27 protein-coding genes are annotated in these 26552 nt (G+C 32.4%); 16 read left to right on the forward strand and 11 right to left on the reverse strand.

What is annotated here, in order from left to right; genetic code table 11:
• The 13 genes from BSF41_RS23835 to BSF41_RS22240 form a co-directional block, all read left to right on the forward strand.
• A partial coding sequence (locus BSF41_RS23835) for a hypothetical protein (protein ID WP_172426958.1) occupies positions 1-305 on the forward strand: 305 nt, incomplete at its 5' end.
• Between the two features lie 233 nt (positions 306-538).
• Positions 539-2485 (forward strand): threonine--tRNA ligase, encoded by a 1947-nt coding sequence (gene thrS, locus BSF41_RS22185; RefSeq protein WP_095931667.1) that lies wholly within the window; start codon positions 539-541, stop codon positions 2483-2485.
• A gap of 16 nt (positions 2486-2501) precedes the next feature.
• The gene (gene infC / locus BSF41_RS22190) at positions 2502-3056 is read left to right on the forward strand and encodes a translation initiation factor IF-3 (protein ID WP_095931668.1); all 555 of its coding nucleotides are present in this window, start codon (positions 2502-2504) and stop codon (positions 3054-3056) included.
• Between the two features lie 105 nt (positions 3057-3161).
• Complete coding sequence (gene rpmI / locus BSF41_RS22195) at positions 3162-3359, forward strand: 50S ribosomal protein L35 (RefSeq protein WP_022827375.1); 198 nt, start codon at positions 3162-3164, stop codon at positions 3357-3359.
• A gap of 101 nt (positions 3360-3460) precedes the next feature.
• Positions 3461-3805 carry a 50S ribosomal protein L20 gene (gene rplT, locus BSF41_RS22200; RefSeq protein WP_007810721.1) on the forward strand — a complete coding sequence of 115 codons (345 nt, stop codon included), beginning with the start codon at positions 3461-3463 and terminating at the stop codon, positions 3803-3805.
• Positions 3806-3939: 134 nt separating this feature from the next.
• Complete coding sequence (locus BSF41_RS22205; protein ID WP_095931669.1) at positions 3940-4512, forward strand: Crp/Fnr family transcriptional regulator; 573 nt, start codon at positions 3940-3942, stop codon at positions 4510-4512.
• 79 nt (positions 4513-4591) lie between these two features.
• The gene (locus tag BSF41_RS22210) at positions 4592-5026 is read left to right on the forward strand and encodes a carboxymuconolactone decarboxylase family protein (RefSeq protein WP_095931670.1); all 435 of its coding nucleotides are present in this window, start codon (positions 4592-4594) and stop codon (positions 5024-5026) included.
• A 167-nt stretch (positions 5027-5193) separates the two neighbouring features.
• Complete coding sequence (locus BSF41_RS22215; RefSeq protein WP_095931671.1) at positions 5194-6918, forward strand: ATP-binding protein; 1725 nt, start codon at positions 5194-5196, stop codon at positions 6916-6918.
• Positions 6919-7079: 161 nt separating this feature from the next.
• Positions 7080-8702 carry a tetratricopeptide repeat-containing sensor histidine kinase gene (locus BSF41_RS22220; RefSeq protein WP_141248180.1) on the forward strand — a complete coding sequence of 541 codons (1623 nt, stop codon included), beginning with the start codon at positions 7080-7082 and terminating at the stop codon, positions 8700-8702.
• 27 nt (positions 8703-8729) lie between these two features.
• Positions 8730-10484, forward strand: a complete 1755-nt coding sequence (locus BSF41_RS22225) for a tetratricopeptide repeat-containing sensor histidine kinase (protein WP_095931673.1) — start codon at positions 8730-8732, stop codon at positions 10482-10484.
• Between the two features lie 8 nt (positions 10485-10492).
• Entirely contained in the window at positions 10493-11161 is a 669-nt protein-coding gene (locus tag BSF41_RS22230) for a response regulator (protein WP_095931674.1), read from the forward strand.
• 145 nt (positions 11162-11306) lie between these two features.
• Positions 11307-11474 (forward strand): hypothetical protein, encoded by a 168-nt coding sequence (locus tag BSF41_RS23840; RefSeq protein ID WP_172426959.1) that lies wholly within the window; start codon positions 11307-11309, stop codon positions 11472-11474.
• 68 nt (positions 11475-11542) lie between these two features.
• Complete coding sequence (locus BSF41_RS22240; protein WP_095931676.1) at positions 11543-12346, forward strand: endonuclease/exonuclease/phosphatase family protein; 804 nt, start codon at positions 11543-11545, stop codon at positions 12344-12346.
• Between the two features lies 1 nt (position 12347).
• On the opposite strand, the gene BSF41_RS22245 is transcribed toward BSF41_RS22240, so the two are convergent.
• From BSF41_RS22245 to tgt, 10 genes are all read right to left on the reverse strand, one after another.
• Positions 12348-13607, reverse strand: coding sequence for an asparagine synthetase B (locus BSF41_RS22245; protein ID WP_095931677.1), 1260 nt, complete (start codon positions 13605-13607; stop codon positions 12348-12350).
• Positions 13608-13957: 350 nt separating this feature from the next.
• Positions 13958-14623, reverse strand: coding sequence for a response regulator transcription factor (locus BSF41_RS22250; protein ID WP_095931678.1), 666 nt, complete (start codon positions 14621-14623; stop codon positions 13958-13960).
• 117 nt (positions 14624-14740) lie between these two features.
• The gene (locus BSF41_RS22255) at positions 14741-15532 is read right to left on the reverse strand and encodes a sensor histidine kinase (protein ID WP_095931679.1); all 792 of its coding nucleotides are present in this window, start codon (positions 15530-15532) and stop codon (positions 14741-14743) included.
• A gap of 22 nt (positions 15533-15554) precedes the next feature.
• The gene (locus tag BSF41_RS22260; RefSeq protein WP_095931680.1) at positions 15555-16187 is read right to left on the reverse strand and encodes a hypothetical protein; all 633 of its coding nucleotides are present in this window, start codon (positions 16185-16187) and stop codon (positions 15555-15557) included.
• A gap of 18 nt (positions 16188-16205) precedes the next feature.
• The gene (locus BSF41_RS22265) at positions 16206-16559 is read right to left on the reverse strand and encodes a hypothetical protein (protein ID WP_095931681.1); all 354 of its coding nucleotides are present in this window, start codon (positions 16557-16559) and stop codon (positions 16206-16208) included.
• Positions 16560-16693: 134 nt separating this feature from the next.
• Positions 16694-18238 (reverse strand): replicative DNA helicase, encoded by a 1545-nt coding sequence (gene dnaB, locus BSF41_RS22270; RefSeq protein WP_095931682.1) that lies wholly within the window; start codon positions 18236-18238, stop codon positions 16694-16696.
• Between the two features lie 140 nt (positions 18239-18378).
• A complete protein-coding gene (locus BSF41_RS22275) occupies positions 18379-19332 on the reverse strand; it encodes an acetyl-CoA carboxylase carboxyltransferase subunit alpha (protein ID WP_095931683.1) in 954 nt (317 codons plus the stop codon).
• A gap of 112 nt (positions 19333-19444) precedes the next feature.
• On the reverse strand, positions 19445-20335 hold the full coding sequence (locus BSF41_RS22280; protein ID WP_095931684.1) for a DMT family transporter: 891 nt from the start codon (positions 20333-20335) through the stop codon (positions 19445-19447).
• Positions 20322-21410: an LptF/LptG family permease gene (locus BSF41_RS22285; protein WP_095931685.1), complete on the reverse strand. Its 1089-nt coding sequence runs from the start codon at positions 21408-21410 to the stop codon at positions 20322-20324. Before BSF41_RS22285 ends, BSF41_RS22280 begins: the two co-directional genes overlap by 14 nt.
• 98 nt (positions 21411-21508) lie before the next feature.
• Positions 21509-22639 (reverse strand): tRNA guanosine(34) transglycosylase Tgt, encoded by a 1131-nt coding sequence (tgt, locus tag BSF41_RS22290; protein ID WP_095931686.1) that lies wholly within the window; start codon positions 22637-22639, stop codon positions 21509-21511.
• A 389-nt stretch (positions 22640-23028) separates the two neighbouring features.
• On the opposite strand from tgt, the gene BSF41_RS22295 reads away from it, so the two are divergent.
• From BSF41_RS22295 to BSF41_RS22305, 3 genes are all read left to right on the forward strand, one after another.
• Positions 23029-23328: a hypothetical protein gene (locus tag BSF41_RS22295; protein ID WP_095931687.1), complete on the forward strand. Its 300-nt coding sequence runs from the start codon at positions 23029-23031 to the stop codon at positions 23326-23328.
• 231 nt (positions 23329-23559) lie between these two features.
• Positions 23560-24408 (forward strand): transketolase, encoded by an 849-nt coding sequence (locus tag BSF41_RS22300; RefSeq protein ID WP_095931688.1) that lies wholly within the window; start codon positions 23560-23562, stop codon positions 24406-24408.
• 78 nt (positions 24409-24486) lie between these two features.
• Positions 24487-25440 carry a transketolase family protein gene (locus BSF41_RS22305; RefSeq protein WP_095931689.1) on the forward strand — a complete coding sequence of 318 codons (954 nt, stop codon included), beginning with the start codon at positions 24487-24489 and terminating at the stop codon, positions 25438-25440.
• 76 nt (positions 25441-25516) lie between these two features.
• Here the strand turns inward: BSF41_RS22305 and BSF41_RS22310 are convergent, their stop codons facing one another.
• Positions 25517-26458: a hypothetical protein gene (locus BSF41_RS22310; RefSeq protein ID WP_095931690.1), complete on the reverse strand. Its 942-nt coding sequence runs from the start codon at positions 26456-26458 to the stop codon at positions 25517-25519.
• Positions 26459-26552 lie beyond the last annotated feature (94 nt).

A 26552-nucleotide genomic window follows, 5' to 3' on the forward strand; every position in this document is an offset into this window, starting at 1 on the left:
TTCTGCACAGCCCTGCTGTTTTGGCATTTTCCGCCCGTTTCGGCATTCGCTTTTTATGGGGTTTTCAGCCTTTAAGCCCATTTTTTGAAGAAATTCCATGTTTTCAAAAGCCGACATCTTCCGTTTTTAATCCCGCAAAGGCGCTGAGACGCCAAGCTTTTCCTTCTCCCCCTTCCAAAACCCGCTCTTTTCCCTTCAAGCCGCCTCTGAAAACCGGTGCCCTAGCCCCGATAGAAGCGGAAATCCTTTTTATGGCGGGGTTCGCCATGAAAAGATTGAAGCGGATAGCGGGATCAGGCTCCTAATAAATTCCAAAATTTCAATTTTTTAAAATCCAAATTCCAAATGCTGCCGCCAAAAGGGCTTCGGCTTCGCTCAGACGGACAATCCAGATTTTCTCCTTATATATATACGTAATTAGAATTACCTTATATATAGTAAAACAAAAACCATACTTATATATAATGAGTAAACTTGTACTTATATATTGTATGTATTTTTGTAATCATGTATATTTGCATTCACAAAATTATAAACAATGATCAAGATTACTTTACCCGATGGGTCAATTAGAGAGTTCGCTCAAGGCGTAACTCCAATGGAGGTCGCTAAAAACATTAGCGAAGGTTTTGCTAGAAACGTGATTTCTGCATCTTTTAATGGTACAACTATTGAAACCGAAACTCCATTAACGACCGACGGTAATCTTATTTTATATACTTGGAATGATACTGAAGGCAAAAAAGCTTTCTGGCATTCTACTTCGCACGTAATGGCGCAAGCTCTTGAGGAATTGTACCCTGGAATTAAATTAACTCTTGGACCTGCAATTGCTAATGGTTTCTATTATGATGTGGATTTTGAAGATCAGAAAATTTCTGAAGCTGATTTCAAAAAGATTGAAGATCGTATTCTTGAAATTGCAAGAGGCAAATTCGATTTTAAAATGCGTCCTGTAACTAAAGCGGAAGCGCTGGAAATGTATAAAGACAATGTTTACAAGACTGAATTGATTTCAAATCTTGAAGACGGAACTATTACATTCTGCGACCACTCTACTTTTACTGATTTATGCCGTGGTGGACATATTCCAAATACTGGAATTATCAAAGCTGTAAAAATCATGAGTGTTGCTGGTGCTTATTGGAGAGGTGATGAGAAAAACAAGCAGTTAACTCGTGTTTATGGAACTTCGTTCCCAAAACAAAAAGATTTAACTGAGTATCTTGAACTTCTTGAGGAAGCGAAACGTCGCGATCACCGTAAACTTGGAAAAGAACTTGAATTATTTGCTTTTTCTCAGAAAGTTGGTCAGGGTTTACCTTTATGGCTACCTAAAGGGGCCGCTTTAAGAGAACGTTTGGAGCAATTTTTAAAGAAAGCACAAAAGAAAGCTGGATACGAGCAAGTAGTTAGTCCGCATATTGGTCAAAAGGAACTTTATGTTACTTCTGGTCACTACGCTAAATATGGAGCTGATAGTTTTCAACCGATTCATACACCAGCTGAAGGAGAAGAGTTTTTATTGAAACCAATGAACTGTCCTCACCACTGTGAGATTTACAATGTAAGACCATGGTCTTATAAAGATTTACCTAAACGCTACGCTGAATTTGGTACTGTATATAGATATGAGCAATCTGGAGAATTACATGGTTTAACTCGCGTTAGAGGGTTTACTCAAGATGATGCGCATATTTTCTGTACTCCAGAGCAATTAGATGAAGAGTTCAAAAAAGTAATCGACCTTGTATTGTATGTATTTGGTTCATTAGGTTTTGAAAACTTTACTGCTCAGATTTCATTAAGAGATCAAGAAGATAGAGAAAAATACATTGGTACTGATGAGAACTGGGAAAAGGCAGAAAATGCTATCATCAATGCGGCAAAAGACAAAGGTCTTAATACTGTTGTAGAATATGGTGAAGCTGCATTTTATGGTCCGAAACTAGATTTCATGGTAAAAGATGCATTGGGAAGACAATGGCAATTAGGAACAATTCAGGTAGATTACAACTTACCTGAACGTTTTGATTTGACTTATAAAGGCGCTGATAATGAATTACATCGTCCTGTAATGATTCACAGAGCTCCTTTTGGATCTATGGAACGTTTTATAGCAATTTTGCTAGAGCATACAGCAGGAAATTTCCCACTTTGGCTAATGCCTGAACAAGCTATTATCTTGTCTTTGAGCGAGAAATACGAAAATTATGCTAAAAAAGTTTTAGATTTGCTAGAAAATCACGAAATTCGCGCCCTAATTGACAACCGAAATGAAACTATCGGTAAGAAAATTAGAGATGCAGAGATGCAGAAAATCCCATTTATGCTTATCGTTGGTGAGGAAGAAGAGAAAAACGGAACGATTTCTATTCGTCGTCACGGACAAGAAGGGAAAGGCAATATCACAGTTTCTATCGAAGAATTTGCTTCGATTGTAGACGAAGAAATAAAAAAGACATTAAAAGTATTTACAGTTTAACTTAAATTAGAAAGTCATAGCAATAAAAAGTAACAGAGGTTTTCAACCTCGAGTAGAGAAAAAAGATGCGCACAGAATAAACAATCTTATTCGTGTTCCTGAAGTACGTCTTGTAGGTGAAAACATTGAACCAGGGGTTTTTAAAATTGCCGATGCGTTACGTTTAGCTGACCAATTTGAATTGGATTTGGTTGAAATTTCGCCAAACGCTGAACCACCGGTTTGTAAAATCATGGATTACAAGAAATTTGTTTACGAACAAAAGAAAAGAGATAAGGCATTAAAAGCTAAATCTTCTCAGGTTGTTGTAAAGGAAATACGATTTGGTCCTCAAACTGACGAGCATGATTATGAATTTAAAAGAAAGAACGCTGAGAAATTCTTAAAAGAAGGAGCTAAATTAAAAGCTTTTGTTTTCTTCAAAGGTCGTTCAATCATTTATAAAGATCAAGGTCAAATTCTATTATTACGTCTTGCTCAGGATTTAGAGGAACATGGTAAAGTTGAAGCTATGCCTGTTTTGGAAGGAAAGAGAATGATTATGTTCATTGCTCCGAAGAAGAAAAAGTAAAAAAGTTTGCAGTCGCAGTTTTCAGTTTTCGTACTGTAAACTGAAAACCGAGACTGACAACTAAAAAAAATAAGTAAGTAAGAATAAATTAAAACACTAGGAAAAATGCCTAAAATGAAAACAAAATCTAGCGCTAAGAAACGTTTTAAAGTTACTGGCTCTGGAAAGATTAAAAGAAAGCATGCTTTTAAAAGTCACATCTTGACTAAAAAATCTAAAAAACGTAAATTAGCTTTGACTCACTCAGCGCTAGTTCACAAAACAGATATGAAAAGCATCAAACAACAATTAAGAATTATCTAATAATTCTTTAGGTTAAAAAAATTATTTATATAACCTTGGAGTATGGCTTTAAGTTCCTTTGATTCAATTCAGGACGCCTGCTACAAAAACACATTAAAATTATGCCAAGATCGGTAAATTCAGTTGCTAAAAGAGCAAGAAGAAAAAAAATAATGAAGCAAGCCAAAGGTTTCTTTGGAAGACGTAAAAACGTTTGGACAGTTGCTAAGAATGCAGTAGAGAAAGCAATGTGCTACGCTTACCGCGATAGAAAACAAAACAAAAGAAATTTCCGTGCTTTATGGATTCAACGTATCAACGCTGGAGCTAGATTAGAAGGAATGTCTTATTCTCAATTCATGGGGAAAGTTAAAGCTAACGGAATCGAATTGAACCGTAAAGTTCTTGCAGATTTAGCTATGAACCACCCAGAAGCTTTCAAAGCTATTCTTAATAAAGTAAAATAAACGTTTTATAAACTCAATTTAAGATTACTTACTTATTATAAAAAACCATTCGTTTATTCGAATGGTTTTTTGTTTTTACAACGGGTTTTGCAAGTAATCTATTAATGAATTATATTTACTTAAATTAGCTTAAAATGCAAAACGCACTAATTGATCATATTCAAAAATTTATCCAGCTTGAACTTTCTGAGATCGATTTATTAGAATCTTACCTTAGTCTTTCTCAGATCAAGAAAAAAGAGCATATACTTCAAGAAGGCCAAATTTGCAATACCATGTACTTTATTACTAAAGGCTGTATTCGTCAATATATCATCAACTCTAAAGGAGCTGAACAAACTTTGCAATTTGGCATCGAAAACTGGTGGATTACAGATTACTTAAGCTACCATAATCATGTTCCTTCAAGCTTTTATTTACAGGCTGTAGAGAATTCAGAAGTTATTGCCATTGACAAAACAATTTTAGAATCACTGTTGATTGAAATACCAAATCTAGAAAAGTATTTCAGAATAGTGATGCAAAAAAGTTTTGGCGCTATGCAAATGCGTATCAAGTATTTGTTTACAATGTCGGCAGAAGAAAGATACCATCACTTTAATGACCATTTCCCAGAATTTGTTCAACGTGTTCCTCAGTATATGCTTGCCTCCTATTTAGATTTTTCGGCTGAGTTTATGAGCAAAATACGAGCTGGAAAAGTCTGATTGGAATTTCTTGAAGTAGTTCAAGTTTTTAAAAGCATACATTGCTGACCTTTGTAATGAACTTTTAAAACATATAAAAATGAAACCAAGAATTGTTATTCCGAATGTTGCTCCAGAAGCTTATCAAGCATTAATGAACTTAGAGAAATATATTTCTACAACTTCATTAACTCCTGTTCATAAAGAATTAATCAAAATCCGTGCTTCTCAAATTAATGGTTGTGCATTTTGTATTAACATGCATACTGCAGATGCAAGAAAACATGGCATTTCTGAACAAAGAATTTACTTAATTAGTGCTTGGCGCGAAGCTGATTTTTACACCGAAGAAGAAAAAGCAATTTTAGCTTTAACAGAACAAGTAACCTTAATTGGCAATCATGTTTCTGATGAAGTTTACGAAAATGCAGCTAAATTATTTGATGAAAAATACCTTGCAGAAATACTTTTGGCTATCATCACAATTAACTCTTGGAATAGATTAGCAATTACTACCGGAATGCGCGCATCATAATTTATAAAGAGAATATTTACAAGCAATTAGAACTTAAAAGCCCTTATCGATAAAGGGCTTTTTGTATTTATTTAGAAATCAGAATTAAAAAAAGCGTAAATTGAAAATATTTTAAAATACCGTATTTATACTCTTTCATGATTTGTAGAATTTTTTATTTTTGGCGCATGATATCAAAAAGATTACAAATAGTTGCCTCTTTAATAACTACTTTATTACTGCTTTTTTCTTGTCAAAAGCAAAATACAGATAACTCAAAAAAAACAAAAAGAGAGAACGAAATTCATAAGCTGATAAGCAAAGCAGACCAATTTTACAAGAATCACAACAACACTGACAGCGCATTTTTTTATTACAATAAAGCTAGAGCAGCTTGCGATCTTAAAGAAGATCTTAAAAATTATGTTTCCTGCATGTATTACATGGCCGAAATTCAACAGGAACATGAGGATTTTGTGGGAAGCATTAAAACATCAATGGAAACAATTCCGTTTTTAAACCGAATAAAAAATCAAGATTATGTATGGAATATCTATAGTGTTTTAGGAAGAAATTATTATTACACTTATGACTATCCAACTGCTATATACTATTATTCTAAAGCTTTTACTTTAAATACCAGTAGAATTAACAAACTTGAAGCTAAAAATAATATCGCAGTTATTTACCTAAAGCAACAAAAGTTTGAGAAAGCATTACCCATTTTTCTTTCGATAAGTAATGAGAAAATTGTACAGCAAAGCCCTGAAAACTATTCTAAAATATTAGATTATATAGGTTATTGCTATTATAAACTTAAGGACCCAAAAGCATTGTCTTTTTTTGAAACGAGTTTAAAAATAAAGTCAAAAGCAAATTATACCGATGGTTTGGGCAGAACTTACTACAATCTTGCCGAATACTATCAAAACAACAAAGCTGATTTAGCAATGAAATATGCTCAATTAAGCTATAAAAATTACACATTATCGGGCAACACCGATGACCGCTTAGTTGCTTTAAAGTTTATCATAGAAAATAGTTCTGATATTGATTCAAAAAAAAATGCACTTATTTATACAAAAGTGATTGACAGCATTTATGAAGTAAGGCAAAAAGCCAAAAATCAATTTGCAAAAATCAAATACGACTCTAAAAAAGAAAAAGAGGAAAACTTGAAATTAAGAGCACAGAAAATTAAAAATGAGCTCCAAATAGCAAAACAGGAAAGCAGAAATATTGTTTCATATGTCATAATTATATTTGCCTCATGTCTAATTGTTTTTCTATATTTTTTTCTTACTGTACGAGCTAATCGCCAAAAAATTGAAGCAACTTATCAAAGCGAAATCCGAATTTCAAAAAAATTACATGATGAGCTGGCTAACGATATTTACCATACAATGGCATTTGCCGAAAACAGAAATCTTTCTTCTGAAGAAAACAGAAATCATTTATTAAAAAATCTAGACAATATTTATTCTCGAACAAGAAATATTTCGAAGGATAATACTCCTGTTATTAGTAATCAAAATTATATATCCTCTCTGAAAGAGATGATCTCAGGATTTGACACGCCAAATATTAATCTATTAATAAATGGTTTGAATACCATTTCTTGGGATACAATTGATAAAAATAAAAAAATATCAATTTACCGAACTATACAGGAATTACTTGTAAATATGAAAAAACATAGCGATGCAACTCTAGCTGCATTAACCTTTAAAGAACTGGAAAATACTATAATAATCAATTATACCGATAACGGAAAAGGAATTGATACAAACAAAATGGTTTTAAGAAATGGTTTGCATAATATTGAGAACCGAATTCATGCTGCCAAAGGCCATATTGAAATTCATTCAGAATCTGGAAAGGGTTTCAAAGTTTTAATTAAACTTCCTGTATAATGATTAAAGACCTATTTTTCTTTATTCAAAAAAAGCATCTTGTTTTTTATTTGCTAATCTTCGCTCTAATTTTAGCACTATTTTTTTCTATACGGTCTTCTGAAATAAATAAACACCGACTAAATCACAATAAAACGGATCATTCAACCGAAATAAAACAAATGATGCAAAAAGCAAATGCTTTTTGGGATTTAGAAAAAAACGACAGTGCTCTTTTTTATTTCAACAAAACACAATTATTATGCGTTCCAAAAGCTGACTATGCAGATGATTATGTAGGTGCATTAAACAGTATGGTAGAAATCTTTCAGCAATATGGCAATTATTCTGAAGCAGAAACTACCCTTATAAAAGCATTCCCTTATTTAGAAAAAACCACCAATGTAAAGTATGCCGTTAATGCTTATACCTTCATGGCCTATAACTATTTGTATATGTACGACTATGAAAAGGCGCTATATTATCATAGAAAAGCATTAAAAAAGGCAATCTCAACTTTTAGAAAAGCACGGATATTATCTGAAATTGCATTTGCATATATGCACCAGGAAAAATATCAAGAGGCAATAGATCTATTAGAACCAATTTCTAGATACAGAATTGAAGATAAAATCACGCCTTCGAATACAAATATTCAGCGTGCCGCTATATTGTATAATTTAGGCCTTTGCTATTTACGACTTGGAGGTCATAAAGAAGCTTCATTCAAATGCTTTAACGAAAGTCTAGAATTAACTCTTACACTTAACGACGATTATGAACTAATTGGCAATTACTATGCTTTTTATTTATATTACACGAAATACAATAATCCAGAGCTAAGAAAAATTAATGCAGAGAAAGCCTACTATTACTCTAAAAAAGCAAAATCGGCAACAAATGAAATTAACATGTTAGCTCATCTGCTGGAAGCGGATAATGCTGGAAATTCAAAAAAACACTGGAAAGTTTATAGCAAAAAAATTGACAGTCTCCTTATTAGCCGGAAAAAGGCAAAAAATCAATTTGCCGATATTATATATACTTCAAAAAAAGATAAAGAAGAAAATTTAGAACTCAAAAATCAAAAAGCAGAAAACGAATTAGAGCTTCAAAGGCAAAAAAATAGAAGTTTTATTTCATACATAGTAATTTCTATCAGTACTTTCGCTTTGTTTTTTATTGCTTATTATATTACTCATAAAGGGCGAAAGGAAAAAAACGATGCTGTTTTTGAAAGCGAAATACGTATATCAAACAAATTGCATAATGAACTAACAACAGATATCTACGATACATTAGTTTTTGCAAAAAATCACAAATTAGAAAATCTCGAAAACAAGGAAAAATTTCTTTATAATTTGACCAATATTTATTCAAAAACAAGAAATATTTCAAGAGAAAACAGTGCAATTATCATTAATGAAGATTACGAAAAAGTCCTTAAAGAAATGATTTCAGGATACACAACTTCTAATTTAAATATTATTATAAATGGTTTAAACTCATTATCCTGGTCTAAAATTGATCGTGTAAAAAAAATAACTGTTTTCCGTGTTGTTCAGGAAATTTTTGATCAAGCAAAAATTATCAGTAATGCTTCGCTGGCAAGTATCACATTTAAGAAGAATGAGAGAACTATAGTAATTACCTACGCTGACAACTGTACCCAAATTCAAGATGATATTAATTTAAATAAGAGATTTGCTACTATCGAAAATCGCCTTAAACCAGTACGAGGAACCTTTAATGTTGCTTTAAATCCAAATCAGGGATTTAAGGTTTTTGTAAAACTTCCAATATAAATAATGCTTTAACCATAAGGTCCTCAAATGAAAATATCTGCTTTTGTTCCAATTTTAGTTTCCGTTCTTTTTCTGCTGGTCATTCCGACTTCTTGCGAAAAAGAAATTCCGGCAGTTATAAAAAGAACGGACAATACCGCAGAAATAAAAAGGCTGACCATAATAGCTGACCGTGATTTTGAACAAAATGAATATTTGAAGGCCTATAAAAATTACCTCACCATAATTCATCTTTCAGACCCTGAAAAAAACAGAATAGATTATGTTGACGCATTAATTTCTATAGCCCTAATTCAGCAATATGAAGGCAATTATCTGGAAAGTGAGGCTACCGCTACTAAAGTATTACCCCAACTTAAATACCTAAAAAAACCAAGGTTTGCTTGGGAAACATACAAAATTATTTCAGAAAATTATTCTGCAACAAAGGATTATGACAATGCGCTTATATATGCTAAAAAAGCATACAATCTAAATGCAAGTCCAAGAAGGGAAGCAAATGCATTAGCTAATATTGCATTAGTTTACATGTATCAGGGTGATTATAAAAAAGCGATTAAAATCTATAAACAACTAACCACTACTGGTTATTATGGCAATAAGAAAAAAACAAATTCTCTAAAAGATTATGAAGCATTAGACTATGCAGTAATGAGGAGCAATATCGGCATTTCTTATGCCAATTTAAATGATTCTAGAGCGCTACCCTACTACCTAGAAGCTCTTAAAACTAGAATTAAATTAAATGATAGACAGAACTTACCAGATAGTTATTCAAACCTTTCTGATTATTACTTAAGTTCAAATCCTGCTTTGGCAAAAAAATATGCCGAAACAGCTTATAAACATTCGTGCGTTGTAAATACCTACAAGCAAAAAAAGTATGCTCTGGAAACTTTAATAAGAACCAGTACAGGAAATGATGTAAAAAAGTATTCTAAGATTTATATTCGTTTTAGAGACAGTATTAATAAAATTCGTTTAACACAAAAAAATGAATTTGCCACTATAAAATATAATTTCACAAAGGATAAAGAAGAAAACTTAGAGCTTAAAATTCAAAGAGCAGAGCATAAATTGGAAATGCAAAGACAAAAGAACAGGAGTTTTATCTCTTATATTGCATTATCAATAACCATTTTTATATTCATTTTTCTAGTTTTTTACCTGACTTTGAAAGGCAAAAGAGAGAAAAATGATGCTGTTTTTAAAAACGAAATTCGAATTTCTGATAAATTAGAAAACGACCTTGAAAAAGACATTCACGAAACTTTATCTTTTGCCGAAAACAACAATCTTGAAAACATCAGTAATAAAGAACAATTTCTTAATTACCTGAGCCGCATTTATTCAAAAATGCGCAGTATTTCTAGAGAAAACAGCACTATACAAACCAATGAAAATTTTGCAAGTGAGCTTAAAGAAATGATTTCTGGATATACCGGCCAAAAGCTAAGTATTATTATAAATGGCTTAAATACTTTTTCTTGGTCTAAAATTGATCGTGTCAAGAAAATAACCGTTTTTCGCGTGCTTCAAGAAATTCTCGATCAGATGAAAACGCTCAACAATGCCTCTCTAGCAAGCATAACGTTTAAAAAAGAAGGGAAAAACATCCTGATTTTGTATACTGATAATGGCAGCAAAATCGACCCTAAATATATTATTTTAGAAAAAAGACTACAAAATGTGGAAAACCGTATTAAAACAATAAAAGGAACTCTTAATTTTGACCCATATTCAGAAAATGGTTTTAAAGTAAATTTCAAATTTCCAATATAAGAAAATATATGTTTAAAAAAGTTTTAGTTGCCGAAGATCTAGATAGTATCAGCATTGCAGTTGTTCAAGTACTTGAAGAATTACAAGTTCCTGTAATTCATCACGTGAAATATTGCGACGAAGGATTACTTAAAGTAAAAAAGGCATTGGCTGAAAAAGAACCTTACGATTTAATGATTACAGACTTATCTTTTAAATCTGATCATAGAAAAGTAACTTTAAATAGTGGCGATGAACTTGTTGAAGCTGTAAATAAAGTACAGCCAGAACTAAAAAAAATAGTTTTTTCTATAGAAGATAAAAGTTATAGAATTAAAACTCTTTTTAATGAACTTGGCATTAATGCTTATGTTACAAAAGGAAGAAATAGTATTTCTGAATTAAGAAATGCTATCGAAAGCACTTTTAATAACGAAGAAAAAATTCTTTCTTCTGATTTGTCTTTTAACTTTAATGATAAAGCTTTAATTGAAATTGAATCTTACGATATCTCAATTTTAAAACTTTTATCTCAGGGACATATTTTAGAAAGTATTTCTAGAGAGTTCAAAGATTCATCTATAACTCCTAACGGAACAAGCAGTATAGAAAAAAGAATTAATAAGTTGAAGATTTATTTTAAAGCTAATAATAATGTGCATTTAATTGCTATTGCAAAAGATTTTGGGCTAGTATAATTTTTTATACACTTTACGGTTTCCCGTAAGGATAACACTTTTTATACCCCTAAATTTGTGATGACCTATTAACCTACCAATGAAACCAAAAAGTAAAGCGAGTATTATATTCTCTAGACTTAATACTACACAAAATAGAATCCTTATGAAAACAATGCTACTTTGCCTCTTTTTATCAATAAGCTTTGCAGTTATTTCTGAAAAAACTGGATGGCTAGAAATTGATTGGAAAATAATATTTATTCCAGCATTATTAGTTTTACAAATTATAATTATCGGGACAGCTCTAAAAAATCGATATAAAAAACATTAATTAATTTTAAGAAAGGCTTAATTATTGCTGGAAGAGAAGACTTATATCTTAGTTCCATTAAATTTTTCATGAAAAAAACGCTCAGCCTCGTCTTATTATTATTTGCATTTATATCTTTTGCTCAAACCAAAGTGGTATCGTGGAATATCGAAAACTTTGGAAAATCAAAATCTGATTCTCATTTAAATTATATCGCCAAAGTAATTTCTAATTATGATATAATCGCAATTCAAGAAGTGGTTGCCGGAAACGGAGGTGCTCAAACTATTGCAAAACTTGCCACAGTGCTTAATCAAAAAGGAAATAAATGGGATTACAGCATAAGTGATCCTACTTCTGGAAGCAGTTACAAAACAGAACGGTATGCTTTTATTTGGAAGACCAATAAAGCCAAATTGAAAACTAAGCCTTGGCTAGAAAGAAAATATAGCGTAGAAATTGATCGCGAACCCTACTTTGCTACGTTTGAAATTAATAAAAAGACAATCACTCTTGTTAATTTTCATGCTATAACGCAAAAAAAACAACCCGAAACCGAAATCAAATACTTCAAGTTTCTACCCAACGAATATCCTGATCTAAATCTTGTTTTCTTAGGCGATTTTAACTGTCCTGAAAAGCACACTGTTTTTAATCCGTTGAAAAAAAACGGATATGCTTCTGTATTAAAAAATCAAAAAACTACTCTGAAACAGCAATGCAAAAACAATATTTGTCTTGCATCTGAATTTGACAATATCTTTTATAAGACATCAAATCTACACGTTAGCAATTCTGGAATTATTAAATTCTACGAAGATTTTGATTCTTTGCAAAATGCAAGAAAAATATCCGATCATATTCCGATCTGGTTTGAGTTTTCTCTTAACTAATTTAGGTTTTAAGTTTCTTTTTTCTAGCAGCTGGAAATAGAACATTGTTCAAAATCAATCTATATCCAGGCGAATTAGGATGCAAATCTAAAACCGTTGGCGGATCTCCAACCTGATGCTGAAAATCTTCTGGATCATGTCCTCCAAAAAAAGTAAACATTCCCTTGCCTTTTTCTCCATGAATGTATCTTGACTCGCCATTTAATTCGCATGTTCCCATAATCAAGATATTCGATTTTATTAAAGACGTATCAAAAGAAGTGGTCTGTCCCATAAAACCTTTTACTAATTGTGTATGGTTTTGACATAGCATACTTGGAATCGGGTCCCATTTTGCAGAAAATTCCATTAACGTAAAATAATCTTTTTCCATCACAATGCGTCTTTTCGTCGTCATGTCGATATCTGAAAACTCGTAAACTTCTGGTCTTCTTTCTAAAGTAAAGTTTTTGAAGGCAAAAGAATTATTATAATTTAATTTTGACTGATAATTTGATTCGCTAGGATCTCCGTCAAACATAGCTTCGCAAATATCAACTCCATCTGCTGCAAGGGCAATATCAAAACTATCTGTTGCAGAACACATAGCAAACATAAAACCACCACCAATTACAAAATCTCTAATTTTTTTTGCTACGGCTCCTTTTTCCTGAGACACCTTTGCATATCCTAATTTTGTCGCCAAAGCTTCAGCATCTCTTTTTTGATCAATATACCAAGGTGTATTTTTGTACGCCGCATAAAACTTTCCGTATTGTCCGGTAAAATCTTCGTGATGCAAATGAAGCCAATCGTACATTAATAACTGATCGCTTAAAACTTCTTCATCATAAATGGGAGTAAAAGGAATTTCGGCATAAGTTAAAACCAAAGTTACGGCGTCATCCCACGGTTGTTTTCCTTTTGGGGTATAAACGGCAATTTTAGGTGCTTTCTCTAAAATAACCGATTCCATATTTTGAGAAGGGCTCGAAATTTCGTTTAAAATAGAAGCCTGTTCACTATCTGAAATCACTTCAAAACTAACTCCTCTTATTTTACATTCTTTTCTAATTTCATCAGCATCAGGAAGTAAGAAAGAACCTCCACGATAATTTAAAAGCCAGCTTGCTTTATAATCTCTACTCAAACACCAGTAAGTAATTCCGTATGCTTTTAAATGATTTTGTTGCGTCGTTTCGTCCATCGGAAGTAAGATAAACGAAGCCTTTGCATTAAATGACATTAACAGTATAAAAAGGTAGAATAAACTTTTATTCATCAGAAAATTATTTTAGTAAAGATATAAAAGCCATCAGCAAAAAAGGAATACTTAGAATCTTTTCTTACTTATAAAGAATGTTAAATAAAAAACTTGAAGAAAACTTGATTTTTAAACCATAAAAAACAGGTAAAAACACCTGTAATTAGGAAGAATATTCTCTATACATTTGCTATCCCAGGTTCATAAAACTAATCGCTGTAAAAAAAATAACCAACTATGAAGTTTAATGAAAGTAATAACCAGCAAAAGGGTCTGAATATAATTCAGAAAATAGGACTATGCGTTCTTGTCATAACAATCATATTATACTATGTACTATCAATTCAGTTTTTGACAGCATAATTTTTCTAGATTGTTAAAACTGCCAATTCATTCTGAATAGCATAAACAACTAAGCCAGCTATATTTCGCGATTCTGTTTTAAGTAATAAATTATTTCTGTGTCCTTCTATAGTTCTTGGACTTAAAAAAAGATGTTCTGCAATTTCTGCTGTAGTTTTCTGCTGGCAAATTAATTGCAGAATTTCTATTTCGCGTGGCGAAAGGAAATTGGTTTCTAAACCGCCTCTGGCATTTTTAGGAGAAACTATTGTTTCTTGAATTGTTTTTAAAACATTTTCGTTGTAATAGAATCCTTTTTTTGCTACTTCGTTGATGGTATGAATTAAATCTTTTGGAGTGGTATTTTTTATTAAGTAAGCTACTGCTCCAACTTGAATCATATTGGCAACAAACGATTTGGTATCGTAGCTAGTTAATGCAATAATTTTAATATCGGGAAACGTTTTTCTAATAATTTTTGTGGCTTCGACTCCGTTTAAGACCGGCATCTTTAAGTCCATTATTATTATATCGGGCGTTATTTCTCTTTCATTCAGTTGCGTAATAAGCTCGTCACCATTTGAGGCTTCAAAGAGAATATCTATATTTTCTTCTCTCTGTAATAAAAAAGAAATTCCTTTTCTAAACAAAATTTCATCATCGACTAGAGCAATTTTAATAGAAGCATTCATCTTATTTTGGTTTTGGTCGTTTAATTTGGTTTGTCGAAATTACAAAATATGAATTAGAAAAAATCTAAATACCTTTATTTTATTGACCAAAAACCTTAATAAAACACATAATTTGCCTTAAAAAGTAAAATTTACAACAATACCTTTATTAATTTCAGAGTCAATTTCGATTGTTCCCTGCAAAAATGATATTCGGCTATCGATATTTTTCATGCCTAAACCTTTTTGGTTTTCGGCATTTGAACAATTAAAACCAATACCGTTGTCTATATAGTCACAAGTATTTATTCCGTCTTTATTGGCAAAAGAAATCCATATCTCTGACGCTTTTCCGTGACGAATCGAATTATTCATTAATTCCTGCAGAATCCTAAAAACATGCAAATGCCTGTCTATGTCTTTCTCATCAAAATCGATGTCATTTTTATAATACGTTTTTACCGATTTGCTCGATTCAAATTCTTCGCATAATTCTTCAATACCTGCACTTAAACCAAATTTTTCAAAAACTGGAGGCAGCAAATTATGCGCAATTTTTCTAGAATTGTCTAATGCCTTTGTCGTCAAAGCAATTATGTTTTCTGTAATTTCTGCAGTTTCCGCTTCGGTAAGATTTGGCGCTGTAAGCAAATGACTGTTTAAGGAGACAATATTTAATTTGGAGCTAATATCATCATGAAGATCTTGTGCAATTCTTTTACGTTCTTCCTCTTGCGTTACAATAATAGCATGCAACTGTTCTTTTTGATATCGAAGTATTAATTCTATCTTTTCTAATTCTTTTTGAATAATTTTTTTTCTAGAAAAATAAAAGAATATAATTAGCGCAACTGCAACAATTATAAAAAATAGCGAGATATATAATATAATAGCAACTAATTCTTTTTCAGGGATTGAATTGGAGTTCATAATCTATTTTTAATAATACAAATTAGTTTTCTAAAGACTTTTTAGAAAAACTTACCTTCCATTCATATAATATAACTAATTGATAAACTAAAAATAAAAAAGCATTTAGTTTCCATGAAAAATATTTAACCTCCAAACTTAATGTCAAGGTTAAATTTCCAATTAAATACAAAACAGTAGAGCCTAACATAAAAAAGATAACAGCTATTGTTATGTAATAATAAATCTTCTTTTCAGTAAGCATATTGTAGAAATGCAGCAAGCCGAAAATAACACAACATAAAGACGTTAAAGTAATAGCAAATAAGTTAAATTTCAAAAATTCATTGGGATTTATAAGAAATTGGACGCAAAAGATTGATATTCCCGCTAACAAAACACTTTTTACAAATATTTTTTGGCTTCTTATTTTTATCAACGAATTATAAAAAAGACCTAATAAAACCATTTGGCCTATAATGAAAGCATTAACTAAAAATAAATTATTATAATGCAGATGATATAGTAACTCCATTGACATCTGCATTAAAAATGCAAATGCTAAATAAAGAACAAAAAAACCATTAGCTTTTTCCTTACGGAAAAAGCTAATGGAATATAATACTAGATTAATTAATAAAATCAAATAACCTGAATAAATTAAAAAATCATCCATTCTTAAAAAAGTCTTTAATTAATACGGTGGGCTTGGTCTAGTTCCATCGTATACAATGTCATCAGCAGCTCCTTCGCCACCTTCTACTCCATCTCCTTTACCGTAGACATTAATCCACTTTTTAGTTTTCTCATCGTATTTGGCTCCTACAAAAAGTAATGTTTTTTCATTTTGATCATTTATTCCCAAATAAGCCCAAACCGCTTCTGTATCAAGTTCTAGCACTTTTTTCAAACTTTCTCTAGGTATTAAGAAAGCTTTTACTTTGTTCTTTGAGTCTTCGACAGATTTATCGTCGTCATATCTCTTTTCCCACTTGTCTGCAGTTGCTACAGGAATCTGAATAGGTCCTGGAAAGGTTTCTTCATTCATAATTTAAATTTGTTATTGGTTAATAATTTTTAAAAAACTAATAGTTTGTAATTGGTTTAGCTAAACTACTGATTTTTATTAGACGATTAACATAAAAACATAAAAAAAGCCTTAATAATAAGGCTTTTTAACTTTTAAAATGGAACATCGCTGTCGTCATCATCATCATTTAAATTACTTCCGAAAGCTTCGTTAGCAGATGGTAAATTTTTCGTTATGAAAGGATTATCATCGTGATTCATTTTAGATGGCAAATCATCGTAACCTCCAGTAAATTCTTCAAGGTTATCAAACTTACCTAAATGTCCTAAGAATTTAAGACGAATATTTTCAAGACCACCGTTACGGTGTTTGGCTATAATAAACTCGGCCTGTCCTTGTGTCGAAGATGCTTCATCATCATCCCATTCTTCAATTTTATAATATTCAGGACGATAAATAAACGATACAATATCGGCATCCTGCTCGATCGCTCCAGATTCACGAAGATCCGAAAGAAGCGGACGTTTACTAGATCCACGGGTCTCAACGGCACGCGATAACTGAGAAAGTGCAATTACAGGAACGTTCAACTCTTTTGCCAAAGCCTTTAAGTTTCGAGAAATTGTCGAGATTTCCTGCTCACGGTTTCCTCCTCCTTTTCCACTTCCCCCTGCAGTCATCAGCTGCAAGTAGTCAATAATAATTAACTTGATTCCGTGCTGTGAAGCCAAACGACGACATTTTGCACGTAAATCGAATATCGAAAGCGAAGGTGTATCATCAATAAATAATGGCGCTTTTTCTAAGTTTTTCACCTTAGTACTCAGCTGTTCCCATTCATGTTTTTCTAATTTACCCGTTCTTAGTTTTTCTGAAGACAATCCTGTTTCAGAAGAAATAAGCCTCGTAATTAACTGAACCGACGCCATCTCCAGAGAGAAAATCGCAACTGCATGTCCAAACTGAATACTTACGTTTCTCGCCATCGAAAGGACGAAAGCCGTTTTACCCATCCCGGGACGAGCCGCAATAATAATTAAATCGGAAGGCTGCCATCCAGAAGTAACTTCATCCAACTTCTCAAATCCAGTTGCCACACCACTCAAACCTTCTTTACCAGCGATTTCTTCAATACGTTTTTTCGCTTGAAGAACCAAACTCTGAGCGGTTTCAGAACTACGCTTAATATTTCCTTGCGTTACCTCATATAGTTTAGATTCGGCTTTATCCAGCAAATCGAATACGTCTGTAGTTTCATCATACGACTCTTCGATAATTTCAGATGAAATACGAATTAAACTTCTTTGAATAAATTTTTGAAGAATAATACGCGAGTGAAATTCGATGTGGGCAGAAGACGCAATTTTTTGCGTAAGCTGAATCAGATAAAAATCACCTCCAGCCAAATCTAACTTTCCGTTTTTCTTTAACTGTGTCGAAACCGTTAAAATATCAATTGGCTGTGTTTCGGTAAAAAGCTGTAAAATCGCTTCAAAAATATGTTTGTGCGCATCTTTGTAAAAAGCATCAGGCTGTAAAATATCAATTACATCATCTACCCCTTTTTTATCAATCATCATCGCACCCAAAACAGCCTCTTCTAAGTCTATAACTTGAGGAGGAAGCTTACCTTTTTCTAGATTGATGATTGTGGTTTTGTCGACCTTAACAGGGTTTAAGTTTTTGAAATTTTCCATATAGCGAAAGTAGCAAAATTTAAAAAAATTCTACTATCGAGTTATAACTATTAAGTTGTTTATAAATTTGTTTTTTTGTTCATAACCAAAAAAAAATCCGAAACCGCAGGGCTTCGGATTTTTAATCGTTAAATATGAATTTACTCTTTATACTCGCCCATATTACTGTATTTGTCCATTCTCTGGGCAATTAAATCGGCTGTTGATAAGTCTTTCAATTCGTTATATCCTTTTGTAATATATTCCGCTACTGTTTTAAAAGTAGTTTCTCTGTCATAATGCGCTCCGCCTAATGGTTCTGGAATTACATCATCAACTAATTTTTGTTTTTTCATATCAGAAGAAGTCAGTTTTAATGCTTCTGCTGCACGCTCTTTGTACTCCCAGCTTTTCCATAAAATAGAAGAGCAAGATTCTGGAGAAATTACAGAGTACCAAGTGTTTTCTAACATATAAACACGGTCTCCAACACCAATTCCTAAAGCTCCACCTGAAGCACCTTCACCAACAATAATAGTGATGATTGGCACTTGCAAACGAACCATTTCAAAAATGTTTCTAGCAATAGCTTCTCCTTGTCCTCTTTCCTCAGCTTCAAGTCCTGGATATGCACCTGGAGTATCTACCAAAGTAAGAACTGGAATTCCGAATTTCTCTGCCATTTTCATCAAACGCAAAGCTTTACGGTACCCTTCTGGATTAGCCATACCGAAATTACGGTACTGACGTGTTTTTGTATTGTAACCTTTTTGCTGTCCAACAATCATAAACGACTGACCGTTTATTTTACCAAGACCACCAACCATTGCTTTATCATCTTTAAAACCTCTGTCTCCATGAAGTTCTAAGAAAGTATCTCCACAGATTGCTCTAATGTAGTCTAAAGTATAAGGTCTATTTGGGTGTCTTGACAATTGTACCCTCTGCCAAGCCGTAAGGTTTTTATATATTTCTTTTTTAGTCTCTACTAATTTTTTGTTGATTTCCTTGCACGTCGGCGTTACGTCAACGTCAGATTCTTTTCCAATAATAACGCACTTTTCTAACTGTTCTTCAAGTTCTTTAATTGGAAGCTCAAAATCTAAATATTCCATGGATTTTTGAATTTTGTTTGTAAATCGAACCGCAAATATAAAAATATTATATCATTGGCGAAGTTAATTGTTATTTAAAGTATAAAAATGCAATTTAAAAATAAGTAAACTATTACAAGTTTTCTTTCTTGTTCTGATAATGTTTGAAAACACCGTTTAGAATAACTGTTATGATGATTATGACTGCTCCGATGTAAAATTCGACGCTCATTTTTTCTTTTCCTCCCAAGATAAAATAAGCCAAAACTATCCCGTAAACTGGCTCCAAATTAGTCGTTAACATTACGGTATAAGGCGTTAATCGCTGCATTACTTTTACCGAAGCAGTAAAGGCATAAGCCGTACAAATTGAGGCCAAAATCAATAATAAAACCCAATTATTTAAAGACATTTCGAAAAAATCTGCTGTAAATTTTCCTTGAAATAAAAAATAAATGGTGATGAAGAAAACGCCCGCTCCAAATTCATAAAATGTAATTACTGAAGGTTCATGATCTGAAATTAATTTTCCATTCATTAAGGTAAATAAAACTCCTAAAATGATGGCTGCCAAAGCGTAATAAACTCCTGTAAGATATTTTATTTCAACTTGCAGGATCAATCCTAAACCAGCTATAATTATTAGTCCGAAGAACACTTCATACCAAAGCACTTTTCTTCCATAAAATAAAGGTTCTAATAAAGAAGCGAAAAAAGCTCCTAAAGAAAATATGGAAAGCGTAATGGAGACATTGGATACATGAATTGCTTTAAAAAAGAAAATCCAGTGTAATGCTATCAATAATCCAACAAAAATCAATTTAAAAAACTCTTTTATCGGAACTTGAAAAGATTGTTTTTTAAATGCAATAAATCCGCCAAGAAAAATCATGGCAATCAACATTCTGTACCAAACCAGATTATCGGCATCAATTGTAATTAAAGCGCCTAGAATAGCTGTAAAACCCCAGATAAAAACAATTAAGTGTAGATTTAAATAACTTTTTAAATTATCGTTTCGCATTACGTAATAAGTAAACTGCTAAAATTCCGAAAACAATATTCGGGAACCAAACAGCTAATAAAGGTGAGAATGTAGATTTTTCGGCAAGTGTACCAAATATTTTATCAAAGAATACAAATGAAAACGCAATTGCAATTCCAATAGCAAGGTTCATTCCCATTCCGCCACGGCGTTTCATAGAAGAAACTGAAACCGCAATAATAGTTAAAATAAATGCTGAAACCGGAATACTGTATTTTTTATAAAGAACAACCAAATAGGTATTGATGTTTCCTGAACCTCTTTTTCTTTCTTTTTCAATAAAATCGATCAGTTTACCCAAAGTTAGCGTTTCGGCAATATAAACTACTGGAGTTAAATCTGCCAATTCAAATTTGAAGGCAACATTTTTTTCTGGAGATTTTTCAATTACGTCATTTAGTTCTCCTACGGTTCTTTTAGTATAATCGTATAAAACGTAAATCTTCTTTTTAGGATCCCATTTTATGCGGCTTGCAGTGATTTTATAAGTCAGTTTTTCTTTTTCAAAATGTTCTAATGAAAAGTTGAAGGCCGTTTTTGATTCTTCGTTAAAACTGTTTACAAAAATAAAATCGTGATCGTTAATTTGTCTGAAAACATTGGTGTTTTCACCACGCATGAGTTCCTTTCCATTACCTTTAAGATATGTGTATCTAAAATTATTATAGCCTTCACTGGCCGCTGGAACGATAAAAAATCCCATTAGCAAAACAAAAATAGAAACGATAGTTGCACCTATAATATAAGGACGCAAGAAACGTGTATATGAAATTCCAGAACTTAAAATCGCAATAATTTCTGTATTGTTGGCCAGCTTTGAAGTGAACCAAATTACCGATAAAAACAAGAATATCGGAAACAGCGAATTAATAAAATAAATTGTGAAATTGTAATAATAGAAGGCAATATCTCCAAACGGAATCTTGTTTTCAAGCATTTTATTTACCTTTTCAGAAACATCAATTACGATTCCGATTGGTGCAAATAAAAGAAGCATCACAGAAAATGTCCCGAGGTACCTTTTTAAGATGTATTTATCTATTATTGAAAGCATATAATTTTATTGTTTCAAGTTTTTTTAGTTTCAGGTTTCAAGTTGTTGGATTTCGTCCTCTAGAGAACCTGAAACCTGAAACTTGAAACTTTAAATTCTTAAAGACGCTGACTCATATTTTTAACCATCATTTCTTTCCATGGTCTAAAATCTCCGGCTAAGATATGTTTTCTTGCCTCACGAACCAACCACATATAGAATCCAAGATTATGAATGGTAGCAATTTGCTTTCCTAAATATTCGTTGGCCGCAAACAAGTGACGTAAATAGGCTTTTGTATATTCTGTATCCACAAAAGTATGCCCCATTTCATCAATTGGAGAAAAATCTGCTTCCCATTTTTTATTTTTGATATTGATTGTTCCGTTTGCTGTAAACAACATACCATTTCTTGCATTACGAGTTGGCATAACGCAATCAAACATATCAATTCCTAACGCAATATTTTCTAAAATATTAATTGGAGTTCCAACCCCCATTAAATAACGAGGTTTATCTTCAGGAAGAATTTCGCAAACTACCTCAGTCATGGCATACATTTCTTCAGCTGGCTCTCCAACAGAAAGTCCGCCAATTGCATTTCCTTGCTGTCCTGCATTCGCAATATATTCTGCCGACTGACGACGTAAATCCTTATAAGTACTTCCTTGAACAATCGGGAAAAACGTTTGTTCATAGCCATATTTATAAGGTACTTTTTCCAAATGATTGATACATCTGTCCAACCAACGATGTGTCATATGCATAGAACGTTGTGCATAGCGGTAATCGCAAGGATATGGCGTACATTCATCAAAAGCCATAATAATATCTGCACCAATTGTACGCTGAATTTCCATTACATTTTCTGGCGTAAAAAAGTGATAAGAACCGTCAATGTGCGATTTAAATTTTACTCCTTCTTCTTTAATTTTTCTATTTGAAGAAAGAGAATATACTTGATATCCTCCAGAATCAGTCAAAATATTACGATCCCAGTTCATGAATTTATGAAGTCCTCCGGCTTTCTCTAAAATTTCTGTCTGCGGACGCAGATACAAATGATAGGTATTTCCAAGAATAATATCCGGATTAATATCGTCTTTCAATTCACGCTGATGCACTCCTTTTACAGAAGCAACAGTACCAACTGGCATAAAAATAGGAGTTTCTATAACTCCGTGATCTGTAGTAATACTACCCGCTCTTGCTTTTGACTGCGGATCTTTTTGTAATAAATCAAACTTCATAAATTCGTTTTTCAGTCGGCAAAGATAGTTTAATTTCAGGGAAATTTTATGAATTAGAAAATTTGTCAATTAGAAAATTAGCTAATCTTTTCTTAATTTCAGATCTATGTTTTGGAATTTGGATTTTCACATTTGAAATTTGATACATTTGGGCGTTCCCTAACGGTCGGGCTATCCGCTATATCTTTTGCTCAAGAAAATATCATTTCAATTAAGACGAGACATTTATCGCAAAAGGATACCGCTCCTATCCCTAACGCAAACGGCTCTAAAAGAAATTTCATCGGTAAAATAGGAATGTAAAAACTGCAACAATCCTATTATTAAAGTATAACAAACTCATTTCTTTCTTTTTGTAATTTTAATATTCAACTAAAATTTTAGAAATCATGATAAACTCAGAAGATAAATTGGATAATATCAAGGATGAACAAATTGAGAAAAACCTTGAAAACATGGATTATCCAGCAAACGAAGATATTTACAATCAAGAAGAAAGATTAGAAGATATCGATCCTCAAGATATTTCTGGAGAAAGAATAATTAATAATGACAACGAATGGAAACAAAACAGCGACAAAATTGGAAATGATTTGGATATTCCAGGGGCTGAATTAGATGACGAACAGGAAGATATTGGTTCAGAAGATGAAGAAAACAATTACTACAGCGAAGGTGATACAGAGTAAATCGTAAAAAAAATAAAATCTTGCTAAATGCAGGATTTTTTTATTAAGTTAATTAAAATTGTAAAAAACACACTTGTAAAAAGTTAGAAAGCAAAACTGGCGTGATATTTTTTTTCATAATGTAAAAAAAACAGCAAAATTTAACAATTGCTGTAAAACTAAAGCAAAAAATCATTTGTCTGCCCACAAAATAACGTTTACTTTTGCTTCAGTTTAACTTTTACATATAAAATGAAGCCTAACACACAACAATTAAGCGATTTAACGATCCAAGTAAGAAGAGATATTCTTAGAATGGTACATGCTGTAAACTCTGGACACCCAGGTGGTTCATTAGGTTGTACTGAATTTTTGGTAACATTATATCAAAACATAATGGACCGCAAAGAAGGTTTTGATATGGACGGAATTGGAGAAGATTTATTTTTCCTTTCAAACGGACACATTTCACCTGTCTTTTATAGCGTTCTAGCACGCAGTGGTTATTTTCCAGTTTCAGAATTAGCAACTTTCAGATTATTAGATTCTCGCTTACAAGGACACCCAACAACTCACGAAGGTTTACCTGGAGTTCGTATTGCATCTGGTTCATTAGGACAAGGTTTATCTGTAGCTTTGGGAGCAGCTCAAGCTAAAAAATTAAACAAAGACAATCATATCGTATATAGTTTACACGGAGACGGAGAATTGCAAGAAGGTCAGAACTGGGAAGCGATTATGTACGCTTCTGCTAAGAAAGTAGACAACATTATTGCAACAATCGACCTTAATGGTAAACAAATTGACGGAACAACTGATGAAGTTCTGCCAATGGGAAGTATTCGCGCCAAATTTGAAGCTTTTGACTGGGATGTTTTAGAAATCAAAGAAGGAAACAGCATTGATGCTATCATCGCTGGTTTAACTGATGCTAAATCAAGAACAGGAAAAGGAAAACCAGTTTGCATTTTATTACACACAGAAATGGGTAATGGTGTAGATTTCATGATGCACACTCATGCTTGGCATGGTAAAGCACCAAACAATGATCAATTGGCTAGTGCTTTAGCTCAAAACATTTCAACTTTAGCGGATTATTAAAAAGTGCTCAGTCTCAGTAGACAGTTTTCAGCTTAGAAACTTAGTCACTTAGAAACTTAGCATCTCAAAAAATAAAAAATGAAAAAATACGAAAATACAGGAAGTAAAGATACTCGTTCTGGTTTTGGAGCGGGAATGACTGAACTAGGTCAAAAAAATGAAAATGTTGTTGCATTATGTGCTGACTTAATTGGATCATTGAAATTTGATGATTTCAAGAAAAACCACCCAGAGCGTTTTTTCCAAATCGGAATCGCTGAAGCTAACATGATTGGAATCGCTGCAGGTTTAACAATTGGTGGAAAAATTCCTTTTACAGGAACTTTCGCAAACTTTTCTACAGGTAGAGTTTACGATCAAATTCGTCAATCTGTTGCTTACTCAGATAAAAATGTAAAAATCTGTGCTTCTCACGCTGGTTTAACTTTAGGAGAAGATGGAGCAACGCACCAAATCTTAGAAGATATTGGTTTAATGAAAATGTTACCTGGAATGACTGTAATCAATACTTGCGATTACAACCAAACTAAAGCGGCAACTTTAGCATTAGCAGATCACCATGGTCCAGCTTATTTACGTTTCGGACGTCCAGTTGTAGCTAACTTTACTCCTGCAGATGAGCCGTTCGTAATTGGAAAAGCAATTTTATTAAACGAAGGAACAGATGTTACAATCATTGCTACTGGACACTTAGTTTGGGAAGCTCTTATAGCTGCTGAAGCTCTTGAAGCAAAAGGAATTTCTGCTGAAGTAATCAACATCCATACCATCAAACCTCTTGATGAAGAAGCTATTTTAAAATCTGTTGCTAAAACGAAATGTGTAGTTACTGCTGAAGAGCACAATTACCTTGGAGGTCTTGGAGAAAGTGTTTCTGGCGTATTGGCTTTAAACAATCCAACTCCACAAGAATTTGTAGCTGTTAAAGATAGTTTTGGAGAATCTGGAACTCCAGAGCAGTTAATGGAAAAATACAAATTAAACAATCAAGCAATTGTTGAAGCCGTAGAAAGAGTTATCAAAAGAAAATAATTATTAGATTTTCTTGAACATAAAAAAACCTCGGAATTTGCATTCCGAGGTTTTTTAATTTTACATCAATTTTATTTTAATACCAAGAAAGTGCAATTTCGTGCCAAGCATTTACTACGTAAATTTTAAAATTTCCTGACACCGTAAAATTTTGATACCAAAATTGCTCACCATAAGGTGCTTTTGGAGTCCAATTAGCTAATAGAAAAGTTTTGCTTCCAGAAACAGAATTATCCATAATTAAAGAAGCAGACCAAAACAGAGAATTTGCAGATATATTGCTTCCATCTACCTGTACAGGAGTTGATTCTGTTTTCCAGGTACATCTCCAAGTTGAACATGATCGATATTGCATTAATGATCTTAAAAACATTTTGCTTGAATAGACAACATTATTCAAAACAACTGTCTCATTATACAAATCTAATACATGTCTATATCTCATTCCTGGCACATTAAAACTACCTTCATCTGTAATAAATGTTTTAATTCTATTTTCATTTGGAATAACATATCTACTTGCCAAATCTTTAGTAGATTTTGAAACACTTAAAAGCTGTCCGTAAACTACTAAATTCTCTTTAATACTAATAAGTTCCTTTTGATTCTTATTAATTTCATTTTCTGATAGAAGATAAAAATCACGTTCATTAAGCCATAATACCTTATCACCAATTTTAACTTTTGATTCAGCATTCAAAATTGCTTCCAATGCATCTGAATAAATAATTCTTGTTTCCTCAACAACATCTTCTTCCGTACCAGTTGATTCCTCAGAAACTTTTAATAATGGATTTAATCCTTTCGAAGCAATCCAATCCTGAAGACCTTTACTATCTAACAAAGCAAGATCTGAGTATTCTTTAATAAAAGACTCTTCATTTTTGAAAGACAATAGTTTACCATCTAAAACTGAAGCTGAAGTTTCATTTGAAGAAGCAACATTTTGAGTCGCTTGATCTTCACTACTACATGACAAAATAGTTAAACCTAAAAACAATGCAATAATTTTTTTCATTTTTGTAAAATTTTAATATTATTCTTTCAAATCTATAACAATAAGAAATAAAATCCTTACGTGATTCCGTAAAAAGAAATAAAAAACTTACAAC

Source organism: Flavobacterium sp. ACN2, assembly GCF_002303885.1.
Classification (GTDB): Bacteria; Bacteroidota; Bacteroidia; order Flavobacteriales; family Flavobacteriaceae; genus Flavobacterium.

What these genes read in the sequence shown, in the direction of transcription:
- thrS (WP_095931667.1), top strand. Translation starts at nt 539, where the DNA reads ATGATCAAGATTACTTTACCCGATGGGTCAATTAGAGAGTTCGCTCAA.
- rpmI (WP_022827375.1), top strand. Translation starts at nt 3,162, where the DNA reads ATGCCTAAAATGAAAACAAAATCTAGCGCTAAGAAACGTTTTAAAGTT.
- rplT (WP_007810721.1), top strand. Translation starts at nt 3,461, where the DNA reads ATGCCAAGATCGGTAAATTCAGTTGCTAAAAGAGCAAGAAGAAAAAAA.
- BSF41_RS22205 (WP_095931669.1), top strand. Translation starts at nt 3,940, where the DNA reads ATGCAAAACGCACTAATTGATCATATTCAAAAATTTATCCAGCTTGAA.
- BSF41_RS22210 (WP_095931670.1), top strand. Translation starts at nt 4,592, where the DNA reads ATGAAACCAAGAATTGTTATTCCGAATGTTGCTCCAGAAGCTTATCAA.
- BSF41_RS22215 (WP_095931671.1), top strand. Translation starts at nt 5,194, where the DNA reads ATGATATCAAAAAGATTACAAATAGTTGCCTCTTTAATAACTACTTTA.
- BSF41_RS22220 (WP_141248180.1), top strand. Translation starts at nt 7,080, where the DNA reads ATGATGCAAAAAGCAAATGCTTTTTGGGATTTAGAAAAAAACGACAGT.
- BSF41_RS22225 (WP_095931673.1), top strand. Translation starts at nt 8,730, where the DNA reads ATGAAAATATCTGCTTTTGTTCCAATTTTAGTTTCCGTTCTTTTTCTG.
- BSF41_RS22230 (WP_095931674.1), top strand. Translation starts at nt 10,493, where the DNA reads ATGTTTAAAAAAGTTTTAGTTGCCGAAGATCTAGATAGTATCAGCATT.
- BSF41_RS23840 (WP_172426959.1), top strand. Translation starts at nt 11,307, where the DNA reads ATGAAAACAATGCTACTTTGCCTCTTTTTATCAATAAGCTTTGCAGTT.
- BSF41_RS22240 (WP_095931676.1), top strand. Translation starts at nt 11,543, where the DNA reads ATGAAAAAAACGCTCAGCCTCGTCTTATTATTATTTGCATTTATATCT.
- BSF41_RS22245 (WP_095931677.1), bottom strand. Translation starts at nt 13,607, where the DNA reads ATGAATAAAAGTTTATTCTACCTTTTTATACTGTTAATGTCATTTAAT.
- BSF41_RS22250 (WP_095931678.1), bottom strand. Translation starts at nt 14,623, where the DNA reads ATGAATGCTTCTATTAAAATTGCTCTAGTCGATGATGAAATTTTGTTT.
- BSF41_RS22255 (WP_095931679.1), bottom strand. Translation starts at nt 15,532, where the DNA reads ATGAACTCCAATTCAATCCCTGAAAAAGAATTAGTTGCTATTATATTA.
- BSF41_RS22260 (WP_095931680.1), bottom strand. Translation starts at nt 16,187, where the DNA reads ATGGATGATTTTTTAATTTATTCAGGTTATTTGATTTTATTAATTAAT.
- BSF41_RS22265 (WP_095931681.1), bottom strand. Translation starts at nt 16,559, where the DNA reads ATGAATGAAGAAACCTTTCCAGGACCTATTCAGATTCCTGTAGCAACT.
- dnaB (WP_095931682.1), bottom strand. Translation starts at nt 18,238, where the DNA reads ATGGAAAATTTCAAAAACTTAAACCCTGTTAAGGTCGACAAAACCACA.
- BSF41_RS22275 (WP_095931683.1), bottom strand. Translation starts at nt 19,332, where the DNA reads ATGGAATATTTAGATTTTGAGCTTCCAATTAAAGAACTTGAAGAACAG.
- BSF41_RS22280 (WP_095931684.1), bottom strand. Translation starts at nt 20,335, where the DNA reads ATGCGAAACGATAATTTAAAAAGTTATTTAAATCTACACTTAATTGTT.
- BSF41_RS22285 (WP_095931685.1), bottom strand. Translation starts at nt 21,410, where the DNA reads ATGCTTTCAATAATAGATAAATACATCTTAAAAAGGTACCTCGGGACA.
- tgt (WP_095931686.1), bottom strand. Translation starts at nt 22,639, where the DNA reads ATGAAGTTTGATTTATTACAAAAAGATCCGCAGTCAAAAGCAAGAGCG.
- BSF41_RS22295 (WP_095931687.1), top strand. Translation starts at nt 23,029, where the DNA reads ATGATAAACTCAGAAGATAAATTGGATAATATCAAGGATGAACAAATT.
- BSF41_RS22300 (WP_095931688.1), top strand. Translation starts at nt 23,560, where the DNA reads ATGAAGCCTAACACACAACAATTAAGCGATTTAACGATCCAAGTAAGA.
- BSF41_RS22305 (WP_095931689.1), top strand. Translation starts at nt 24,487, where the DNA reads ATGAAAAAATACGAAAATACAGGAAGTAAAGATACTCGTTCTGGTTTT.
- BSF41_RS22310 (WP_095931690.1), bottom strand. Translation starts at nt 26,458, where the DNA reads ATGAAAAAAATTATTGCATTGTTTTTAGGTTTAACTATTTTGTCATGT.